We start from the raw sequence: 21,280 nt of genomic DNA on the forward strand, positions 1-21,280 counted from the left end.
ATTTGTTAAGCGGGTGTATAATTAATATAATATAGACTACGTTTAAAGGAGATCGGTATGGGAGTGTATTGGGGAACGAAAAGACATTCTTGGCTTAGCTATGTCTCGTTTTGGTTAAGTATTTTATTCTTTGTTTCTTTTTTAATTGAAGTGTTTGTATTTAAAACACTTTCAAATAGCTCATTACAAATAGCTAAATACTTTTATTTTATATTTGTTCCATTAAATATCATTCTTAGTTTAAGGTTATTATTTAAGAAGAATGAAAAGAAAATATTACCGATTTTTAGTTTAATTGTATCACTATTATTTGCAAGTTTAATTATAGTGTTAGCATTAGCAGCTACAGGAAAAGTCTTATGAGGAGAGTGATATAAATTACTCTTCTTTTTTGTGGTTTTTTTAGATGTATAAGTAGTGTGTAGGAAATAAGGAAAGTGATAAGTTATCAGTAAGAGGACGTACTAGTGAATAGAGAGTGAACTGAAAATACTATATGTTTTGTATGTGTATATAAAGCAAATGAATGCAGTAAGATTCGTGATATATGGTACAATAAACATGGATAGTGATAGAGATAAAGGGTATATAAAATACTCATCGTTTTTAGTAAGAGAGGGGTTATCTTATGCTATACGAGGATTTGATGACATTATTCCAAGCTACTCCGATAGAATTAGATAGAGGCGGCTGGAAATATATAATCCAGGAACAAAATGATAATTATGAAATTGTTGATGAAATGTTTAAAAAGAAAATGAATGTTGAATTGTATTTTAATGAGTATGATGAGGTGAAAATCACTTTATATAAAGATGGAAGCCCTATTACTACTATGCAAAGAATTGCTATTTCAAAAGTTGAGTTGGATGAAGAAGAAGACGGCATTCAATTCGTATTAGAACGCATGCCAAGTCGAATGATTCGTTTGCAATTAAAGCCATACCTTGCAGTAGAAATGGGGCCGTACTGGGAAGTATGTGAAGACTGTGAATGAACATGAAAAAACATCCGTATACACGGATGTTTTTTCATGTTTTTTGAAGTTGTTTAAAGGCAATAATCGGTAGTAAAATGATGCTCACCCAACCGATAATAGGGTATAGAATATGAAGTAATTCACTATATCCGATGAAACTAAAGCAATAACTAATTAGTAATATGAAATAAATAATGTTATTACTTTTCCATCCGGTAATGGATTGCATTTGTTTTGTCATTCCGAATATATTCCCAACTAATGTTGTGAATACTTCACCAAAAATGATAAGAACAAAGAAAAAATGGAAAGTTGCATTAAACCTTCTTACAACTTCAGCCATTGGGATGTTATATTGATAAAATTGATCAACTGATAATATTGCTAAATGGCTACATAATAAAATAAAGCAAAGCCCCGCGCCTCCTAAAATGCCACCCCATAAAATAGCTTTTCGATCTTTTACTTCACTGGCCAATGGGACGAGAACACTTTGGGCGAGAGAAAGATTTAATGCGACATATGTAATAGGGCTAGTAATCCATTTCATATTCCAACTTTCTGTAGGAACAGTTTCAATAATAGGAGTTGTACCATGAATAAAGGTTGTAATAGCAAGTCCGATAATAAAAATCATCATAATAGGTACGACAAGTGTATTCACTTCAAAAACACCTTGTAACCCCCGGCTCCCAATAATGAGGCAGGCGATGACTGTGATGAAAATACCAAGTTGTCTCGGGAGACGGAGTTGTTCTTCAAATACTGCCCCGGCTCCTGATAACATAACGCTAGTTACGCCAAATAATACGAGTAATAATAAAGTATTTACGACATTTCCAAATACATCCCCAAATAAATATTTATTAAATTCTTGCGCTGAAAATGCCCCGATTTGTGATGAAAGTAACATCATTTTTGTACCGAGCCAAATAAAAAAAAATCCACTTATACATATGCCGATGGTCCCGTACAATCCGTTAACTGTAAAAAATTCAACAATTTCTCGCCCAGTAGCAAATCCAGCTCCAACGACCGTTCCGATATAAGTAGCAGCGACTTTCTTTGCTACTTGCCATTGTTGATTGTCCATGTTATCCCTCTTTCTTCTATGATGAGCTTGACTTACTATTATGCATATGTGTGAGCTTGGACAATTAGACATATGAAGTAGTTGAAAGGATACATGAATTATATGATATTAGGGAAATATTAAGGTTGTTAAAACTTTGTTACATATAAGCTGTTCATTCGGAAGAATAGGGGATATATGGTAAAATGAAGTTAGGTTATTAAAAGATAGTAACATGATAAGAGGAGTGGATTGTATGAGTACGAAAACAAATGTTGTTGAAGTATTAAACAAGCAGGTAGCAAACTGGAATGTATTATATGTGAAACTGCATAATTATCATTGGTATGTGACAGGACCACACTTCTTTACATTACATGAGAAATTTGAAGAGTTTTATAATGAAGCAGGAACGTACATTGATGAGTTAGCAGAGCGTATTTTAGCGTTAGAAGGAAAACCGTTAGCGACAATGAAAGAGTATTTAGCAACTTCAACTGTAATCGAAGGGACAAGCAAAGAGTCTGCAGAAGAAATGGTACAAACTTTAGTAAACGATTTTTCTGCACTTATTCAAGAATTAAAAGAAGGTATGGAAGTAGCTGGTGAAGCTGGTGATGAAACGTCAGCTGATATGCTATTAGCAATTCATACGACATTAGAACAACATGTATGGATGTTAAGTGCATTCTTAAAATAAACATAAATTGATTACAGAAAAACTCTATCGAAAAATTCTTTCAATAGAGTTTTTTGTAATTTTTCAGTTTTCTTTTATGCTATAATATAGTAAAAAGGAGGCGATACGATGTTTCGCTTTTTCAGAACTGGAAAAGAAGATAGGGAAATTACGAAAGATGAATTAGAACAAGCGATGGCTAAGTTTCTAGAAACGAATGCTAATATCGTTTATACAGTCTTAGTAAATGATGATTACACAGTAAATTATGATTTGTTAAAGCCTTATTTACCTGCATTTCCAACAAATTTTTTTCTGATAACGAAGGAAACGCTTGAAGTATTTGAACATACAGAAGAAAATTTAAACCTAGTTAAAGAAATTGATATCGTACAAAAGGCCGTAGATCAATATGTAACAGAAAAAGAAATGTTCCCAATTGTTGAAGATAGCGAAGATCGCCTCATATGCGGAGTGAAATTAGGACCATATTTAAATCGTATATTAAAAAGAAACTTATATATTTCAGAAAAGCATTATTTAGTTTCAAGTAAACCAGATAAGAAAAAAAGAATAGTGGATAAGATGTTATGAGAACAACAATAATATATTGTTGTCTTTTTTTTTGTTAAAATATTGATTTTTCAGTTTATTTAGTTTTATACTACAACTAGTGGATAGGAAGGAGTGGTGTATTATGCGTATACATACATTAATTATTAAATATCATTCTGAGAATCAGGTATTGTTAAGTTGAATTGTAGAATTCACCTACTTATACCGTGACCCTAGAATGATAGGAATATTGGAGAAACAATTATTATAAAAGGTTACGGGGGAATTTCTATATGAAAAATAGTATGACTTATATTAAGTTATTAAATGAAACGTTAGATTGTTATACAAATAAAGGAAGTTTTGAGGCGTATTCTTACATAATGAAAAACGCTAAAGATGTAATGGGTAATGAAGCACAAATATATAATTTTAAATATGCGTTAGCAAGTGCTGCAGGACTTGAAGAAGAAGCGATGTATTTAATGAAGGAAGCCATTATAGAGAATGGATTTTGGTACGGAAGTGAGTATTTAATTTCCGATGATGATTTAAAACCACTACATAAATTTGAAGAGTTTCATAGAATGGTTCAATTATGTAAAGAAAGAGAAGAATTAGCAAAGAAATCGGAACAAGCAGACCTGAAATATAAATACAGCAAACAAAATGAAAATCTACTAATAACACTGCATGGGGATCAAGAAAATATACAAATAATAGAACCATATTGGAACTCTGTAATGGAACAAGGTTTTATGCTAGCGTTGCCTCAATCTTCCCAAATTCAATTTTCAGATGGATATGTTTGGGATAATGTCGAAAGAGGAAGAGAAGAGTTAAAAGGACATTACAATAAGATTATATTGAATAATACATTTGAAAATATTATTATTGGTGGCTTTTCTGCTGGGGCAAGAGTAGCGTTACATTCCATGTTACAAGGTGAAATAGAAGTGAACGGTTTTATTTTTGTGGCACCGTGGCTCCCGGAAATGGAAGAATGGGAAGAAATGATTGGAATATTACATGATAAAAGCATAAAAGGATATATAATATGTGGGGATCAAGATGAAGATTGTTTCGAATGTACACAGCAATTTGTAAAGTTATTAAAGGATAAAAATATAGAACATAAGTATAAAGTTGTGCCTAACTTAAATCATGATTATCCTCATAATTTTGAGGAGTTATTAAAAGAAGCTATTGAATATATAGGAAGCAAAAACAATTGATTGGTAGTAAGAAAGGGAGATGCATCATATGTGATGCATCTCCCTTTCGTTATTATAAATTAAAAGCGTCTGCCAATAGGCGATAAGAGTTTAATTTATGTTCAAATTGATGAGTAATCGTGACAATCATAAATTCGTCAGTATTATACGCTTTGCTTAAGTTTAATATTTTTTCTTTCACAGAAGACGGATCACCGACGATCATACGTTGACGATTTTCTTTTATGCGGAATAGATCATAAGCACTATACGCATAATTTTGAGCAGTTTCGATAGAAGGAGTACCAGTAGTCCGTTTTCCTTGTTCTAATAGTAAAATCGATAAATCAAGGCTTGATGCTATCTTCTCCGCTTCTTCATTTGTTTCTCCGCAAATAACAAAAATAGATACGATTGATTTTGGTTTATCACCTAAATAGGAAGGTTGGAATTGTTCTTGATAAGCCCTCATTACTTCAGGGCCACCGTATCCGTTAATGAATTGTGCAAATGCAAAAGAAGCGCCTTGCTTTGCGGCAATCATTGCACTTTCTCCGCTAGAACCGAGCATCCACATTTCAGGAGATGTTGTGATAACTGGAGTAGCCTTTAAGTTTGCATAATGATGATTTTCTGGTACTTGATCATGTAAGTACATAGCAACATTTGCAATTTGTTCTGGATATTGATCAAGTGAGACCATTTTACCTTCTTGAAGTGCGCGAGTTGCTATCGGCATACCACCAGGTGCTCTCCCGACACCAAGGTCGATGCGGTTTGGATAAAGTGCTTCTAGAACGCGGAAATTCTCGGCAACTTTATATGGACTATAATGTGGCAGCATAACACCACCAGAACCAACTCTAATACGATCAGTTTTCGCGGCAATATGTGAAATGAGTATTTCTGGACTTGAACCAGCTAAGCTAACTGAATTATGGTGCTCGGATACCCAAAAACGTGTGAATCCTAGTTTTTCAACTTCTTGTGCAAGCGTAACTGTATGTGAAAAAGCTTCAACTGCTGTGCTACCATCTGAAATAGGTGATTGGTCTAATACACTTAATTTGATCATAGAATATACCTCTCAATCTTAATGTACATTCTATTATATATTTACTTACGAAAAATGCGTAGTGAAATGCTCACACAAAAAAGAGGGTGATATTATATCGGCTTTTAACGAGAGAATCCTCGTTCATAATGATTCATTTCGACTAAGTTTAATATATATTCGTAGTTATCGATCTCGAGTTTTATTTGTTCACGTTCTTTATTAGATAATTTCATATTACTAAGTTTTTTGCATAGGTGTTGTTTCTTTAATTCCAAATGCTTTTTTGTAGCATGGTAGTCATAAGTATGTTTCATTTATCTAACTCCTTCCTTACCGTTTCCTTATTATATGAAGCATGGGGAAATGCGAGAGCTATACCTTATGTATTTTTAGTGAATAATCCAATTGCTATGGTGTTATGTTTATAGGAACTTATGAATAAAATGCACTAAACCACTAATGCATATTTTATCCCGCATTAACGGGCAGTAAAACTCCCACCTCAAAATGCGGCTGGAGCAAAGAAGGTAGGTGGGAGATCAACTGCCCGTAAACGCCCGATTGGTTCAACTAATAATCAGTGGGGGATGAACAAAACCCCCACTGATTAAAGTTTCACTTTATGAAGTAAGGGGTGGAATTGTGCAGAAAGATATAATGTTTAACACTGAGATGGATGAAACGTTAAAAGTTATAGATAAAGGATTGAAGAAGACGACACACCCGAAACAAATTATTGTAGTAGGGGCTGGTATGGCGGGATTAGTTTCGGCATCTTTATTAAAGGCTGCAGGACATCAAGTGAAGATTTTTGAAGCAAACAACCGTGTAGGGGGCCGGATAGAGACGGTTAGAATGGAAGATACCGGATTATATCTAGATGTTGGAGCGATGAGAATACCATATTCGCACACATTGACGATGGCTTATATAAGAAAATTCGGGCTTCAGGTGAGTCCTTTTATGAATCGGAATGAAACAGATATTATATATGTTAATGGCCGAAAAACGACATTGCAACAATACGAAAAAGATCCAAGTATTTTAAGATATCCCGTTGAAATGAATGAAGTTGGGAAAACATCTGAAGAATTATTATTATTAGCAGTACAGCCAATTATAAATTTTATTAAAAAAAATCCAGAAAAAAATTGGGATATTGTAGTAAAGGATTTTGGGAGATACTCTACAGGTCAATTTTTAAAGTATCATCCTTATCAATATAATACGTATTTTTCACCGGTAACGATCGAGATGATTGGTGTTCTATTAGATTTAGAAGGTTTTTTGGAAAGGTCATTCGTTGAGACATTAAGATTTTTATATATTATGCAAGAGGAAAGTGGATTTTGCGAAATAATAGGTGGGAATGATAGATTACCAAAGTCTTTTTTACCACAATTAGAAGAAAATATTATATATAATCAAAAATTAATGAAGCTTCATCAACAAGCCAATGGTGTAACAGCCTATTATCGAAATGAGGAAACTTTTGAGTATAGTAGTATAACTGGCGATTTAGTTATTGTTACAATTCCTTTTTCAACAATGCGATTTGTAGAAGTAGATCCATTTGATTCGATATCTCATGCGAAGTGGAAAACAATTCGCGAATTGCATTATATGCCGGCTACAAAAATAGGGATTCAATTTAAAAGTCGTTTTTGGGAGGAACAAGGGCAATTAGGTGGGAGAATTATAACAGATCTTCCTATACGTTATGCGTATTATCCAAGTCATGGAATCGGTTCAAAAGGACCAGCCATTATGCTTGGGAGTTATACGTGGTCATACGATGCATTACTATGGGATGGTTTATCAAAAGGGGATCGTATCTATTACACATTACAAAATTTAGCAACAATATTAGGTGGTCAAGTATATGATGAGTTCATGTCTGGAATATCAAAGAGTTGGACATTAGATCCATATGCGCTTGGAGGGTTTGCACTATTTCAAGCTGGCCAAGAATCTGAATTACAGCCAGTCATTGTAAAACCTGAGGGGAGAATATATTTTGCTGGTGATCATACAACGCTGTATCACGGATGGATTCAAGGTGCGATTGAATCCGGAGTGCGTGTGGCGGTAGAGGTAAATGATTCGAAAGTATAAAATTCAGAAAGTTCTTTACTGTCTACCTTGAGATGGATATTATTAAATATAAAAGAATTATGGGGAGTGTTTAATTTGAATCCATTATTATTCGATTTTCCTTCTGAATTTTATACCGAAAGGCTTTTAATTCGAATGCCAAAACCAGGTGACGGTAAGGTTGTATATGAAGCGATTCAAGCTTCAAAGAAAGAATTAAGGCCTTGGATGGTTTTTGCACAAAAAGAGCAAACAGAGGAAGAAGTGGAAGAGAGTATTAGAAAATCGCATATTCAATTTTTGCAGCGAGAAGATTTGAGATTACTAGTGTTTTCGAAAGAAACTGGCGAGTTTATTGCATCTGCTGGATTACATCGTATTGTTTGGGATATACCTCAATTTGAAATCGGGTATTGGGTTGATTCAAGGTTTAGTGGAAAGGGCTATATGGTAGAGGCCGCAAAAGGTATAACGGAGTATGCTTTCACTGAACTGAAAGCAAACCGGGTAGAAATTCGTTGTGATTCTCTAAATAAGAAGAGTAGAGCGATACCTGAGAAATTAGGTTTTAAATTAGAGGGGATTTTAGAAAGTGCGAGTGTTGCGGTAGATGAAAATGGATTAAGAGATATGTGTGTATTTGCAATGACGAGAAATACATATGAAAAAGAAGAGCTGTAAAGTAACGGCTCTTCTTTTTGTACATTATGGGACAGGATGTCCGTTAGAGCTTTCGAAAATTGTAAACCATTGTTGGCGGTCTAAGTTAACTTTTGTTGCCATTGCAGCCGTTTTTACTCGATCTAATTTACCAGAGCCAACGATTGGCATCATTTTAGCTGGATGAGCAAGTAACCATGCATACATAACAGTATCGATGCTATCAACGCCTAGCTCAGTAGCAATTTTTTGTAAAGTTTCACGTACACGTACGGCGCGTTCTGATTGGCCAGTAAAGATTTCTCCACCAGCAAGAGGTGACCAAATCATTGGATTGATTCGTTTTTCTTGGCATAAATCAATCGTACCTTTTTCAAAATGCTCAAGCTGCATCGCAGATACTTCAATTTGATTTGTAATGAGCGGGAAATCTAAATATGAACTTAACATATTAAATTGAGAAGGTAAAAAGTTAGAAACACCGAAGTGACGAACTTTTCCTTCTTGCTTTAAGCGTGAGAACGCCTCTGCCACTTCGTTTGGGTCCGTGAATGGATCAGGACGATGAATGAGCAATACATCAATATAATCTGTATGTAAGTTTTGTAATGAATCCTCCGCGCTCTTTATGATATGTTCAGCACTCGTATTGTAGTGAGCAACATATCGCTCTGGAAATTTCGGTGATGGGGGAGCGATTCCACATTTTGTGATAATTTGCATGTTTTCGCGTAAGGAAGGCTTGAGTTGTAACGCTTCTCCAAACAATCCTTCACATGTATATCCGCCATAAATGTCAGCGTGATCAAAAGTAGTAATCCCGATATCCATACAAGATTCAATAAAAGAAAGTAATTCTTGTTTCGTCATATTCCATTCTGCTAAACGCCAAAACCCTTGAATAATACGAGAAAATTCTAGTGTTTCGGCCATTTGAACTCGTTCCATTATAAGTACCCCCTTGATGAATGATAATATTTTTGAAAAGGCTTTCTTGCTACATATTATTATATAGTTACCCGGTTGTACATACAATAAATATGTTTTGCTACAAAAACGTTTTTCTCTATATGCTATAATATAGAAACATATAGCTATAAGGAGAGGTACGAAATGATTCCAGTAACAATATTAACGGGTTTTCTTGGATCAGGAAAAACGACATTATTAAATCGAATTTTAACAGAGAATCACGGTCGGAAATTAGCAGTGATTGTAAATGAAATCGGGCAAATTGGTATCGATAATCAATTAATTATGAACGTTGAAGAAGAAATTATGGAAATGACAAACGGTTGTTTATGCTGTACTGTGCGAGAAGATTTACTCGTTGCTTTAAAACAATTACTGGACGTAAAAGCAGAAGGGAAAATGGACTTTGATGGTTTAGTAATTGAAACAACGGGTCTTGCAAATCCAGGTCCGATTATTCAAACTTTCTTTTTAGATCCAGTTATTCAATCAGCGTACCAAATAAACGGTGTTGTAACAGTTGTAGATAGCTATCATATACATAAACATTTTGAAAAAGGACTAGAAGCAAAAGAACAAATTGCCTTTGCTGATGTTGTGTTAATTAATAAATTAGATTTAATTGAAGAAAATGAGAAAGAAAATCTCTTGCATGAACTTCAAGGAATTAACCCGACTGCAAAGTTAATCGAGGCTACTAACTGTGAGGTAGATATTCCATCGTTATTACAAATTCAAACGTTTAAAACGAAAGATACGTTGCAAATTTACCCTCATACAGAACATAACCATCTAGAAGGTGTAAAATCGTTTGTACTACGTGAAGAACGTCCGTTAGACTTACAAAAATTGAATGAGTGGATGTCAGCTGTCGTTCAAGAACTAGGGGAGTATTTATATCGCTACAAAGGAATTTTGTCTATTGATGGAGTAGATAAACGTATTGTTTTCCAAGGTGTGCATACGTTATTTGCTGCTTCGTACGATAGAGAGTGGCAAGAGGGCGAAGAGCGAGTAAGCGAAGTAGTTTTCATCGGAAAAGATATTAATAAAGAATGGTTTCAAGAACATTTTCAAGAGTGTGTGAAGTAAGCCTGCATAATTGCAGGCTTATTTTTTTAGTTTCAAAAGATATATGAGTGAATTATAAAAAGCCTGTTTTCACAGGCTTGTATTTTCATCTATAAGTAATTCCATTACAACACCTACAACTGGGCCCTCATCATCAATATCCCCATTTAAGCGGAATCCAAATGACTCATATAGTCCCATTGCGTGTTTGTTGTCTGGATGTAAACTTAAATAAATTATTTTACATTCAAATTTTTGTTGTAAATATTGGATTAGTAAACGAAGGAAACGTTTTGCATATCCTTTTCCTTGAAAATGCTGATCAATCATAAAACGATCTAACCATACGCTTTCATGCTTTTGGGAATACCAACCGTACATTGCATATCCAACAAGTGTTTCTTCATCATATAAGCCTACTGACGTTCCGTTTTCTTCATATAATGATTCTGCTAAAGAAAACGCATTACTTTCAATAAATTGCTGCTGTTCTTTTGTTACGTTTAAAGCAGCTACTGAACGCCAATTATTTGCTGTTACTTCACAAATGTGAAGATTCATAGTTCCAACTCACCTTCTAAATTATTATAGCTTAAAAGCTAATATGGATAATTTTACTTGTTATTTCGGTCAAGTCAAGGGTGAATACATAAAAAGGCAGCTGAATGACATATTCAGCTGCCTAGAAAATATAGTTGATTAGTTTGTTGCTTCTTTTAAAGTATTTACGTTTTCTTCCATTAATGTGAAGTAATCTTTATTGTTCTTTGCATCATCCTCAGAAATAGTAGCAAGGTGATTTAAGCGTAAAATTTTTGTACCTGTTTCTTTTTGAATAACTGATGCTACTTTTGGAGTAGAGAATGTTTCAAATAAAATATATTTTAGACCGTGCTCTTTTACTGTTTTTGTAATGTCAGCAAGCTGTTTTTGGGATGGTTCATCAGATGCTGAAATTCCAGCGATTGGAATTTGTTTTAAACCGTATCGTTGTTCCCAGTAGCCATAAGCTGCATGTGAAACTAATATTTCTTTCGTTTTTGCATTTGCAACAACAGCTTTAAATTGATCATCTAAATCAGTAAATTTTGTTTGTAGTGCTGCAAAGTTTTTTTCGAACTCTTTTTTATGTTCAGGCTGTAATTCTACAAGTGCATTTTTAATTTTTTCTGCTTGTTTCATCGCAAGAGTAGGATCTATCCAAACGTGTGGGTCTTTATCGTGATGATGTTCATCTTCTTTATGACCGTCTCCATGATCGTGCTGCTCTTCTTCAGATGAAGCACGAAGTTCGATATCTTTAGATGCATTTACAATTTTTACGTTTTCTTTTTTTAATGATTTTTCCATTTTTTCGGCAAATGGTTCTAATTCTGCGCCGTTATAAACAAATAAATCGGCTTTCGCAACTTGTACAGTCTGCTTTTGACTTGGTTCAAATGTATGAGAATCCGCACCAGGTGGGTAAATTGTTTCTACATTTACATAATCACCACCGATTTTTTTTGCAAAGTCAGCGAGTGGGAAAATGGTTGTATAAACAGAAAGTTTCCCATCTTTTTTCGCTGCACCATCTTTGTTGTTAGAACATCCAGCAAAGATGAGTGTGAAAATAAGTATAAATGAAAATAGAGCTAATTTTTTAGGCATATAATTCTCCTCTTTTCTTTTTTACAATTATATTTTCTCCAAATATAAGAAGAAAATATCGTCTTAATACAAAACGGAATAATTACGTTTTAGTTTGCGAACCTAGTATAATACATCTTTATGAAAGTTGCAATAAATAATAATCATTACGATTTGTTTTTGTTATAAATTTGTCAAAAAGAACGGTATTAATTTGTATGATTGGTGCATATGTGACAATGTTACTTTCATATATTGGGAGGGAGCGGAAAAAAAGGGGATGAGTGCTTGGGTTACTTCATGGAGGCTATCTTATTAATACTTGCCGTAGTATTGCCATTATCTTTTGTTTTAATTTTTTTAAGGAGATTAATAAGTAATTTAGGAGATGCTACAACAATTACGAAATTGCCAGCGGAAGAAAAAGAAAAGAAAAAAGAGTAAGTAAAGCACTATGCATACGCATAGTGCTTTACTTATGGTAAAATGGGGGAACGGAAACTCCTGTTAGCGACGATTAGCTATAGGAGAGAAAAGTAAATAAAGAGGTATGCATATATATGAATGAACGAACAGCGTTAGTACTTGGTGCAAGTGGATTAGTTGGACAAGAAATAACGCGTCTATTACTTGACTCAGATTACTACGATTCGGTTACTATTTTTGTAAGGGAACCATTACAATTACAGCATGAGAAATTGCAGCAGAAACAGGTGGATTTTTCAGTATTAGAGGAATATAAAGAATTTTTTGCAGTAGATGATGTTTTTAGTTGTTTAGGAACAACGATAAAAAAAGCGAAGTCGAAGGCGAATTTTAAAAAAGTAGATTATGAATATACATTGCGAGCTGCCTGCTTAGCTGAAAAACAAGGCGTGCAAAATTTTCTTGTTATTTCATCAATGGGAGCAAATCCTAAATCACTTTTCTTTTACTCGCAAGTGAAGGGGAAAATGGAAGAGGAGCTGAAAAAGCTAGTTATTGGAGGCATACATATTTTCAGGCCGTCATTATTAGTAGGAAATCGACAAGAATATCGTTTTGGGGAAAGAATGGCCGAGAAATTATCTCGTATTCTTCCGTTTATATTTAAAGGGGCTTTTAAAAAGTATAAACCAATTTCAGCTAAAGATGTGGCGAAAGGAATGTATATAACAGCGCTGCGTGAAGAATCTGGTATCTATACTTATAATTCAAATGAAATTAAAACGATAGAATAAACAAAACCGAGAAGAATATGTAATACTGAATCTAAAATAATTAAAGATATATAAGATATACTACACGACAACACATGTTGTTTAACAATGTAGTTTTAAGGTGTATCAACACTTTGCTTGATACACCTGTTTTTTATGTTTTTATCACCCATTTATCACTACATTCAAACTCTTTATTACCACTTTTATTACTACATTCATTAAGTCAACAAATATGTTATGTCCTTTCTTTTAAAACTGCTTTCTTTACTTTAAGTACAATACTTCACAATTTTTTTACACCTAAATAAATTCAATCTCTTAAAAGTGTTATCCATGTAAAAAGATGCCACCTTATTAAAGAAAAGCGCCCTATAGTGGAATAACAAAATAGAGAAATAGAAACAACTTAGGTTATTTCCCTTCAAGTAGGGGTAGCGTCACACATCCATCAACTTAACGTATATTTTTATACAAAATGCGGTCTTTCCACGTAGTTTTTTATTATCTTTTATAGATGTTATAAAAGTAGGCACATCAAATAAACCCTGACGGGCAGAAGTGGTATACTCATACACAACACCTAAAATATCAAAGACTGTTTTTTTCTCATATCTGTGAGATTTTCGTCCGTTTCGCTGTAGGAGGTTAAACAGACGAAGGAGAATCTTTGATAATTCTTGGGTGTTTTTATGTAGTGCTTGATGAAAAAGTAAGAAATAATCTTTAATTATGTACATCGCTTTATATTCACTTAGTTCTTTCTGTTTCTTACGTAACAGGAGTTCTCTCATTTTAAACATAGTAGAAGAACATAATAGGATACTAATGAGTTGTCCATAAAGGTGGCATTCTAATCGCTCTTGTTTAATAGATTTACAACGATGAATTCGAAACCAAGATTTCCATATTTTAAATAACAGCTCAATTTGCCAACGCAGTGAATATAAATCATAGATTTTCTCTTTCGGTACCCATTCCGTAGGAATGTTTGTCATATATACCGTAATTCCTTGTAAAAGTTTCGTACGCTCTGTATATGTAATCCCTTTTTTCTTTTCACGAATAGCTCGATCATGTAGACGTTTCTGTTTTTGCTCCTCTGTACATCTATAAACCACAATGCGAGTGGGTAGTTTGTCTTTGCTCCCTACATATACATCATGTAATTCATACACTTGGCCAGGTTGTAATTGGTTCATGATGTCTTCCAAATGAATTTGTATATATACCGGTCTCAATTGAGCAGGTTTTGTTTTAAATACCACTGTTTCGAATTCTTTTCTATATATTTTAGTTGGTAATTTAAGACGCGATAAATAATACCCTTCCTTATCTTGGATCGATTTAAAGTCTTGTAAACGAAAATACCCTAAGTCACGAATATATAGTTCATTCTTTTGTGTCATGTCCATTCGAGTCGCCCCATATGCCTGATCACTTCGTTTTCCTGGTTCAATTTTCACATCAGAAAACTCTCCACTCAACAAGTCATACTCTAATTGAATTTTCACACCAGCTGTATGACTACAGCCTCCGGCACCAGGATAAGTAGCTGCGAATCGATCTGGAACTTGAAAGGTTGTAGAATCAAGGATGCGAATCCGCTCAAAGTAAGCAGAAAGAGAATGAGAAATTGTAGATGATCCTCCAATTTTAGCTTGTAGAAGTGTAGTAAATACATTTCGAAAGAAGGCTACAGAAGCCGAGTTAAATCGTCGATTCAGTCCCTCAGGACTTAATAAAATTCCTGTTGAAGTTTCTAATTGACTACAAAGTTGAGTAAGAGAGGTTGTAGCGATTTGTTGATTTAACCATACACACAAAGATAAAAAATGGTGCCCATGGCACTTACGTTTTCGTTTCATTCCACCTGCTTCTATAGCTAATTGATTAAGTGTAGCGGGAGACATATATCGATATAACTCTTCGGCAAATAAAGACAGCTCTTGTTTTTGATGCATATTCATAAAAAGCACGTCACCCTTTCTCATTAACATAAGAGAATAGTAACGTGCTTTCAAGTTTAAGAATAGTCTAAATCCTTAAGTTGATGGATGTGGGGTAGCGTCACATGCCCATCAACTTAAGATATGGATATGAAATAAAATCACGATGTTTATAAGAAAGATGCGATGCTATATCTTTTCAATTAAAGAATTCTAAATGTGTTTTGATCAAACTTTTTTATAAAAATTGAACATCCAGTCACAAAGAAAGACTCTATTTTGATCAATCTTTTTTCAAAATGGAGTCTTTTTGTGTAACACAGAATGTGGATTTGTAAGAGGTTTTTAATCAAACTTTATAAACAGTATGTTTTTTATCTTAAATCAATTATATCCATAAATTTAAGAAAAATTCTGTTATAAGATGCATCAGTACAAGTTATTAAATTTATTATCGGATTTATGTCAGTTACAGTCATATATCTAGTAAGCAAATGATCATCTCTATAATAAGTAATCAATTTCTTCTCTTCAGAAAGAAATGGACATAATAACATGTTTTCAATACGTTCTTGTTAGTCTTGGGTTAATGTAGGGCGCTCCACTTTTGTCTGCTTTTTAACAATCTTACCAATACCGATGAATTTCTTCGGTATCGAAGCGAATGGAGTCCGCTTAACCATTCCTATTCTTTTTGGCATATTTGTATAGTTCATGCTGTATATCCCCCTAATTGCTATTAATAACTGTATCATTGTATCTAACTTTAGTTATATTAGGATTAATTATGTTATTATAAAATAAATATTTAGAGGTTTTTGGCTTCTTATAAAATCAAACCAATTTAACTAAGCATGATTTATATATATAATAGGAAAAATTACTGTGGAGTCCCTTTGTAGGTAAGTGTGTTGTTGCTGGTTCTGTTGATGCAGGATTAGGATTTATAATTGATGTGGAGATAAGGGTTCTGGTGCAAAAACTTAAGGACAATTGCAATGAATCTATAAATCTTGGACATACTGTTACTATTACTTTAGAAAGGGTGCGTGATTGGTATGGAAAATGTATTCAAATGGAGGAATTATCAGCCTGATATTATTTTGTTAACGGTAAGATGGTACCTACGGTACAACCTCAGTTTTCGTGATTTGGTGGAAATGCTAGAAGAACGGGGTTTATCCATTTCTCATACAACGATTATACGTTGGGTACACCAGTATGGTCCTGAATTGGACAAACGAATCCGACGTCACCTCAAACAAACAAATGACTCTTGGAGAGTCGATGAAACATATATCAAAGTAAAAGGTCAATGGATGTACCTGTATCGTGCTGTTGATTCGAAAGGAAACACAATCGATTTTTGCCTAGGCAAAACAAGAGACCAGAAGACTGCAAAGCGCTTTTTCAAGAAAGCTTTGCGGTCTTTTCATGTTTCGCAGCCTCGTGTTATGACAGTCGATAAGAATCCAGCTTATCCTATAGCAATTGAACAGTTGAAAAAAGAGAAAAGCATACCTGATGGTATGCAACTTAGACAACAAAAATACTTGAATAACATAGTAGAACAAGATCATCGCTTTATAAAGAAGCGATGATCTTGTTCTATGCTAGGGTTCAAATGTTTTGACACAGCTACATCCATTCTTTCTGGAGTAGAAGCTATGCATATGATTAAAAAAGAACAGATTGATTTACGGGACCAGTCTGTTCAAAACCAGAAAAAATTCATCCATCAATTGTTTGGACTGGTAGCATAAGATACGATTCCGTTAGGAATATATGCGCTTTATTCTCTTTTATTTTATTTTTGCACCAGACCCCCCTAAGGTGCCTTCCTCCGACTTGAACCATCTTAATTTTAATAATATGTATTGGACTCCCATCCAAATATTATTTTACCATGTTAAGTTATATTGTTCATTGAGAAATATGGTTCAAATCTATATTTCTAATTTACTTGATTACACCACCAGAAACTCCGGACATTGCCATAATATTAATTATTTTATCTGATACGGTGGCTTCTTCTCCACCTCCATAGTAGGCGTTTAATGCATCAATAAACCAATATCTATCTTCACGACAAACCTTACAGGAGAGCGTTTAGAAGGCGCATATGATGAACGAATTGTATCGCGTATTTTCAATAACTTTAAAGCGCTTGTTTTCAAAGATACAAAGGATTACAGAAGAAAGGCGCTACCATTCTAAGGGGGAATTAAGATGTGTGCATGTAACGGAACAGGAGTAATCAGAAACGATATGGGAACGGAAATATATCAATTTGGGCCATGTATTTGCGAGGCAGGGAATATTACACCTGAAGAATCGGATAGAAGACGTCATGCCGTTATGGCCGAACTAAGAGAAATTCATCAATTACAACTGGAGGAGGAATGGGATGCCGAGACTTGGGACGGATTTGGAAAAGGAGAATTACACAATCGCAGCACAGCAAAGGAAGTACATGAAGAAATCGCGTCGTAACATGTATGTAGCGTTAGAAGATTTGGACTTGTTATTCGATGAGAGTGAAGTGATTCGATTCCAAGAAATGTGGGAAGAAGATAAAAGTTTCATTGAAATTGCAGTAGAGATGGGAAGACATCAATTAGAAATCGCAGCATTAATCATGGACCGGGCGGATAAGAGCAAGATAAAATCTCGCCCAATGGGGTTAGGGGCATGAAACAACTAACACTTGAGGATGTTGTGGGAAGTTTTGACTATGCAGCAAAAAGTACGTCAGAGAGGTTCTTGCAGCGTAATAGCGTTATGACGTACTCAATAGAGTTTTATGACAAAGATGAGAAGTGGAAGCTTCGTTGGATTGAGGCGGGGTCCGAGGGCGAAGCTATAGGAATGGCTAAAAAGAAATACGGAAAGATACAAATTATTACCACTTATATTTCGGATAGAACCTTAGAAGAGATAATGCATTTGGATTGGGAGGCATAGTGCTATGACGTGTGATACAAAGTTACGCGTGGTTATCGGATAGTGAAAGAGGCAATAACGGGTTTGGATCGACAGGAGTAAAGTAAGACCAATTTTGAATTTTATTCAGGATGGGAATTCAGTGCAACAAAAAGTAATGAATAAAAGAGAAAATCCCTGCGGGGACAGGGATTTTATAGGAGAGATATTATTGTCGTACGGTGTCGAAATTTGGCGTATTCGACGAATTAATATTATCACGAGTTTTCAAGTAATTGTGATGGTTGATGTGTCAAAAATGTGTACGACTTTCATATAAAAGCGTTATTTTATTGCTAAATGTATTTAAAAATTTTGAAGAGGCTTTCTAAAATATAGAAAGGGAATTTTTGTTTATATAAATTATGTTATTAGAAATTCCCCTTCATTTATCATTATGGGTATAGAAAATGGTAAGAACTTAAGGTATAGGACTTGTAAGTGGGAATCTTGCTGCAGAAAAACTAAGCATTGATGGAGTCGGTAAAGCTAAAATTCTACCTTTTATAGTAGCAAGAAATACTACTCTTACGGTATCACCTGGATGTAATCCATAGATAGTGGATACGCTGAAACTAGTAACATCGTCTTTTATATCTCGATAAACGGAAGTGTCATTGACAAATAAATCTAATATTCCCACAAAAGGCTGAATGAATACAGGTTCAAATGTCAAATTTGCATTAATTTGGTATAAACCTTCTTGTTTGGCTGTAAAAGTATTTATACCATCATATTCATTATTAAAATCAAAGAGTTCAGTTGTGAAATTTACAGTTTGAGAGGTAAAAGCAACAGTAAATTGTTCATCAGTTCCTATATTTGCCCTGAATGCAGATTCTATAGCTCCCGGTCCAGTCGGCCCAGTAGCACCGATAACTCCTCTGCGGCCAGTCGGTCCAGTCAATCCAGTAACACCGGTAACACCAGTAGGACCGGTATTGCCGGAAGGACCAGTAATTCCTATTCCGGAAGGTCCAGTAGGTCCAGTGTCGCCGGAAGGACCAGTAGGTCCAGTGTCGCCGAAAGGACCAGTAATTCCTATTCCGGAAGGACCAGTAGGTCCAGTGTCGCCGGAAGGACCAGTAATTCCTATTCCGGAAGGTCCAGTAGGTCCAGCGTCGCCGGAAGGACCAGTAATTCCTATTCCGGAAGGTCCAGTAGGTCCAGCGTCGCCGGAAGGACCAGTAATTCCTATTCCAGACGATCCAGTAGGTCCAGTATCGTCGGTAGGACCAGTCGGCCCTGTTGAATCGATTGAATCTGGGTTTAGAGCAGCGGAAGACAGAAATTCATCCATTATATTTTCACCTCTGAAAAGATTTTAATATCAATAATAAATATAGGGGGAGTGTAAAGTGAAGTGGACAAGTGATTGTATTTTATAAATTTAACAAAATAGTTATTTTGTAAGAATCAAAAAAGAGCACCTCGTATAGGTGCCAGAATAAGAATTATTCAATGATCAAGATAATTACTTACCACCATTTTGATATATATGTTTTAAATAAAAAAATAGAACAAGATTCTTATTTTGTACATCAAGGTAGTCAGCACAATTAACTAACGGCTTGTTGAAAAAAGAAGCCCTGAGGAATTGTTACAGGACTTCATAAGGTTGAGTTATGTCATACTCACAAGGGATTTTAACATGAATGTTGTGGTAAATAAACTGGTAAATGTGTCCGATTGGTTTAGATCTATTATTTTAAACAAAAACGCTATTTGGTAGCTAGACTTAAAAGTAAAAAGAGCTCCGTCTACTGGTCGGAAGCTCTTTTATGAAAATCAGTGAGTTTCGTTCACTAATTGAATATATGTATAGATTATATGTATAGATTATTTTAGTGTGACTAGTACTATAAAAATTTCATTTTGTAGAAAAAAGTAAAAAGAGCACTATCAATTAGTGCCCTTTGTAAAAATAGCGTAAGTGGCCAGCTCACGTTATAAAGAGAGGTAGAATTTAATATATTCAACCCCTGCTTAAATGGTGAAAACAAAAGAACAGCTAGCAAAAGCTAACTGCTCGCCTCCAGAGGAATTGGAGAATGGGTTGTCTACAGTATTGACGGAATATTGAGTTTTATTCAGGAGGTAGAGGGAAATGATTAATTTTAGACTGTCCCAACTTGATTTTGGTCTGCAACATCAGAATCGAATGTGTTTGTTGCACTAACACCGCTAAATGTATTGGCAACAAAAGCAACATTTGATGAACCTGAACCATTATAAGCTTTTGTATTTTCCTTTGGAGAAACGTTATAAAAATCACCTAAGTTGAAAGAACCGTTACTATTTTGTACAACCAGATTTCCAACAACAGATGGCATAGGTTTCACCTGCTTTTCTAAAAAGTATTTAAATTAGTATATGGTGTATGCGTCTAGAGGTTCATTTGAATCTGAAAATTTTGAAATGAATTTTGTTAGAAAACACAACAAAATAATCCTTTGAATAGAAAGCGAGGAATAAAAATGGGACAAGGTAACCGTGGAATGGCATTTGAAATGCTTACCAATCTAGCTAATGAAATGTATCAAAGAGGGGGAGTGGCACTTATAAACAAGCGTCCAACTCCTGTGAAGGTGTTAAAGAGTAAAGGTGGCCGTGTGCTAAATAGATTCTATGAAGCTAAAAGTACAGTAGACTATGACGGCGTGTATAAGGGAAGAGCTGTTGCATTTGAAGCGAAGTCTACAGAGAGTGCTACACGCTTTGATTTAAAGAACATTGCACAGCACCAGTTAGACTACTTTGAGAAAGCAGAGAAGATGGGAGCAATTTGTTTCTTCCTTATTGAGTTTAGCAAGGACCAGTCAATATTCGCGGTATCACTATCAGTCATTCAATCTTATGTAAGGATATCGCAGCAACTAAAAGATAAGAAGTCGATACCGAGAGCAGACTTTGATATTTATGGATACTTAGTAGATCAGACAGAACGAGCGCCAGTTGATTACTTACAATACATTGATGAAGCAGTATCTCCAGTTATGTTTGATAGAATGATTCAATTCGATCAGGACCATAAAAGGGTAACGAATAACATTGAAGCAGCAAAAGCGAAGATGGCCAACAAGAAACACAAATTATTAAAGGCCTAATGGATAATGGAACCATGCAGAGTGGATGATGGGGGCTACTCGCTATGCATGTTTCCCTTAT

Annotated in this window: 22 protein-coding genes and 4 pseudogenes; 16 read left to right on the plus strand and 10 right to left on the minus strand. The window is 34.7% G+C overall.

Annotated features, from left to right (window positions below; genetic code table 11):
* The first annotated feature begins 57 nt into the window (after window positions 1-57).
* Both MHB76_RS09660 and MHB76_RS09665 read left to right on the plus strand, forming a co-directional pair.
* Window positions 58-363: a hypothetical protein gene (locus tag MHB76_RS09660; RefSeq protein WP_078173218.1), complete on the plus strand. Its 306-nt coding sequence runs from the start codon at window positions 58-60 to the stop codon at window positions 361-363.
* 265 nt (window positions 364-628) lie between these two features.
* The gene (locus tag MHB76_RS09665; RefSeq protein ID WP_078173219.1) at window positions 629-997 is read left to right on the plus strand and encodes a DUF3979 family protein; all 369 of its coding nucleotides are present in this window, start codon (window positions 629-631) and stop codon (window positions 995-997) included.
* Between the two features lie 34 nt (window positions 998-1,031).
* Here MHB76_RS09665 and MHB76_RS09670 read toward each other — a convergent pair whose 3' ends face one another.
* Window positions 1,032-2,072: a YkvI family membrane protein gene (locus MHB76_RS09670; protein ID WP_002158216.1), complete on the minus strand. Its 1,041-nt coding sequence runs from the start codon at window positions 2,070-2,072 to the stop codon at window positions 1,032-1,034.
* Window positions 2,073-2,307: 235 nt separating this feature from the next.
* Between MHB76_RS09670 and MHB76_RS09675 the strand changes: the two genes are divergently transcribed.
* The 3 genes from MHB76_RS09675 (at window position 2,308) to MHB76_RS09685 (ending at window position 4,520) form a co-directional block, all read left to right on the plus strand.
* A complete protein-coding gene (locus tag MHB76_RS09675) occupies window positions 2,308-2,751 on the plus strand; it encodes a Dps family protein (protein ID WP_002200786.1) in 444 nt (147 codons plus the stop codon).
* A gap of 108 nt (window positions 2,752-2,859) precedes the next feature.
* Complete coding sequence (locus MHB76_RS09680) at window positions 2,860-3,324, plus strand: DUF3939 domain-containing protein (RefSeq protein ID WP_016104602.1); 465 nt, start codon at window positions 2,860-2,862, stop codon at window positions 3,322-3,324.
* A gap of 254 nt (window positions 3,325-3,578) precedes the next feature.
* A complete protein-coding gene (locus MHB76_RS09685; RefSeq protein WP_016104603.1) occupies window positions 3,579-4,520 on the plus strand; it encodes an alpha/beta hydrolase in 942 nt (313 codons plus the stop codon).
* Between the two features lie 52 nt (window positions 4,521-4,572).
* Here the strand turns inward: MHB76_RS09685 and MHB76_RS09690 are convergent, their stop codons facing one another.
* A complete protein-coding gene (locus MHB76_RS09690; RefSeq protein WP_002158212.1) occupies window positions 4,573-5,574 on the minus strand; it encodes an LLM class flavin-dependent oxidoreductase in 1,002 nt (333 codons plus the stop codon).
* Between the two features lie 104 nt (window positions 5,575-5,678).
* Window positions 5,679-5,870: a DUF3896 family protein gene (locus tag MHB76_RS09695; protein ID WP_016104605.1), complete on the minus strand. Its 192-nt coding sequence runs from the start codon at window positions 5,868-5,870 to the stop codon at window positions 5,679-5,681.
* 328 nt (window positions 5,871-6,198) lie between these two features.
* On the opposite strand from MHB76_RS09695, the gene MHB76_RS09700 reads away from it, so the two are divergent.
* Both MHB76_RS09700 and MHB76_RS09705 read left to right on the plus strand, forming a co-directional pair.
* A complete protein-coding gene (locus MHB76_RS09700) occupies window positions 6,199-7,671 on the plus strand; it encodes a flavin monoamine oxidase family protein (RefSeq protein WP_078173220.1) in 1,473 nt (490 codons plus the stop codon).
* Window positions 7,672-7,746: 75 nt separating this feature from the next.
* Complete coding sequence (locus MHB76_RS09705; RefSeq protein ID WP_078173221.1) at window positions 7,747-8,331, plus strand: GNAT family N-acetyltransferase; 585 nt, start codon at window positions 7,747-7,749, stop codon at window positions 8,329-8,331.
* A 24-nt stretch (window positions 8,332-8,355) separates the two neighbouring features.
* Here MHB76_RS09705 and MHB76_RS09710 read toward each other — a convergent pair whose 3' ends face one another.
* Window positions 8,356-9,258, minus strand: a complete 903-nt coding sequence (locus MHB76_RS09710) for an aldo/keto reductase (RefSeq protein WP_088078389.1) — start codon at window positions 9,256-9,258, stop codon at window positions 8,356-8,358.
* Between the two features lie 165 nt (window positions 9,259-9,423).
* On the opposite strand from MHB76_RS09710, the gene MHB76_RS09715 reads away from it, so the two are divergent.
* Window positions 9,424-10,374 (plus strand): CobW family GTP-binding protein, encoded by a 951-nt coding sequence (locus tag MHB76_RS09715; protein WP_340986324.1) that lies wholly within the window; start codon window positions 9,424-9,426, stop codon window positions 10,372-10,374.
* A gap of 69 nt (window positions 10,375-10,443) precedes the next feature.
* Here MHB76_RS09715 and MHB76_RS09720 read toward each other — a convergent pair whose 3' ends face one another.
* Together MHB76_RS09720 and MHB76_RS09725 are read right to left on the minus strand one after the other, a co-directional pair.
* Entirely contained in the window at window positions 10,444-10,914 is a 471-nt protein-coding gene (locus tag MHB76_RS09720; protein ID WP_002158206.1) for a GNAT family N-acetyltransferase, read from the minus strand.
* A gap of 138 nt (window positions 10,915-11,052) precedes the next feature.
* Window positions 11,053-12,003 carry a metal ABC transporter substrate-binding protein gene (locus tag MHB76_RS09725; protein ID WP_070142010.1) on the minus strand — a complete coding sequence of 317 codons (951 nt, stop codon included), beginning with the start codon at window positions 12,001-12,003 and terminating at the stop codon, window positions 11,053-11,055.
* A gap of 267 nt (window positions 12,004-12,270) precedes the next feature.
* Between MHB76_RS09725 and MHB76_RS09730 the strand changes: the two genes are divergently transcribed.
* Together MHB76_RS09730 and MHB76_RS09735 are read left to right on the plus strand one after the other, a co-directional pair.
* Window positions 12,271-12,426: a hypothetical protein gene (locus MHB76_RS09730; protein ID WP_157383767.1), complete on the plus strand. Its 156-nt coding sequence runs from the start codon at window positions 12,271-12,273 to the stop codon at window positions 12,424-12,426.
* Window positions 12,427-12,542: 116 nt separating this feature from the next.
* Entirely contained in the window at window positions 12,543-13,202 is a 660-nt protein-coding gene (locus tag MHB76_RS09735) for an oxidoreductase (RefSeq protein ID WP_002158203.1), read from the plus strand.
* A 527-nt stretch (window positions 13,203-13,729) separates the two neighbouring features.
* Here the strand turns inward: MHB76_RS09735 and MHB76_RS09740 are convergent.
* Both MHB76_RS09740 and MHB76_RS09745 read right to left on the minus strand, forming a co-directional pair.
* Window positions 13,730-15,151 (minus strand): annotated as a pseudogene (locus MHB76_RS09740) (IS4-like element ISBce2 family transposase); the annotation flags it as partial.
* A 353-nt stretch (window positions 15,152-15,504) separates the two neighbouring features.
* Window positions 15,505-15,846 (minus strand): annotated as a pseudogene (locus MHB76_RS09745) (YolD-like family protein).
* 336 nt (window positions 15,847-16,182) lie between these two features.
* Here MHB76_RS09745 and MHB76_RS09750 point away from each other — a divergent pair.
* The 5 genes and pseudogenes from MHB76_RS09750 to MHB76_RS09770 all read left to right on the plus strand — a co-directional run bounded on the left by MHB76_RS09750 (window position 16,183) and on the right by MHB76_RS09770 (window position 18,094).
* Window positions 16,183-16,893 (plus strand): annotated as a pseudogene (locus tag MHB76_RS09750) (IS6 family transposase).
* A gap of 313 nt (window positions 16,894-17,206) precedes the next feature.
* A pseudogene (locus tag MHB76_RS09755) lies at window positions 17,207-17,347 on the plus strand (ATP-binding protein); the annotation flags it as partial.
* 12 nt (window positions 17,348-17,359) lie between these two features.
* The gene (locus MHB76_RS09760; protein WP_078175166.1) at window positions 17,360-17,623 is read left to right on the plus strand and encodes a hypothetical protein; all 264 of its coding nucleotides are present in this window, start codon (window positions 17,360-17,362) and stop codon (window positions 17,621-17,623) included.
* On the plus strand, window positions 17,538-17,825 hold the full coding sequence (locus MHB76_RS09765; RefSeq protein WP_078175165.1) for a helix-turn-helix domain containing protein: 288 nt from the start codon (window positions 17,538-17,540) through the stop codon (window positions 17,823-17,825). The genes MHB76_RS09760 and MHB76_RS09765 overlap by 86 nt, the downstream gene beginning before the upstream one ends.
* Window positions 17,822-18,094, plus strand: a complete 273-nt coding sequence (locus MHB76_RS09770; protein WP_002158198.1) for a hypothetical protein — start codon at window positions 17,822-17,824, stop codon at window positions 18,092-18,094. The genes MHB76_RS09765 and MHB76_RS09770 overlap by 4 nt, the downstream gene beginning before the upstream one ends.
* Window positions 18,095-18,533: 439 nt before the next feature.
* Here MHB76_RS09770 and MHB76_RS09775 read toward each other — a convergent pair whose 3' ends face one another.
* Window positions 18,534-19,412 carry a hypothetical protein gene (locus MHB76_RS09775; RefSeq protein WP_340986329.1) on the minus strand — a complete coding sequence of 293 codons (879 nt, stop codon included), beginning with the start codon at window positions 19,410-19,412 and terminating at the stop codon, window positions 18,534-18,536.
* A gap of 817 nt (window positions 19,413-20,229) precedes the next feature.
* On the minus strand, window positions 20,230-20,445 hold the full coding sequence (locus MHB76_RS09780) for a spore germination protein (protein WP_002158195.1): 216 nt from the start codon (window positions 20,443-20,445) through the stop codon (window positions 20,230-20,232).
* Window positions 20,446-20,589: 144 nt separating this feature from the next.
* Here MHB76_RS09780 and MHB76_RS09785 point away from each other — a divergent pair, with 144 nt between their 5' ends.
* The gene (locus MHB76_RS09785) at window positions 20,590-21,219 is read left to right on the plus strand and encodes a Holliday junction resolvase RecU (RefSeq protein ID WP_078175162.1); all 630 of its coding nucleotides are present in this window, start codon (window positions 20,590-20,592) and stop codon (window positions 21,217-21,219) included.
* Window positions 21,220-21,280 lie beyond the last annotated feature (61 nt).

The organism is Bacillus sp. FSL M7-1345 (genome assembly GCF_038006985.1).
In the GTDB taxonomy this organism is placed as follows: domain Bacteria; phylum Bacillota; class Bacilli; order Bacillales; family Bacillaceae_G; genus Bacillus_A; species Bacillus_A cereus_U.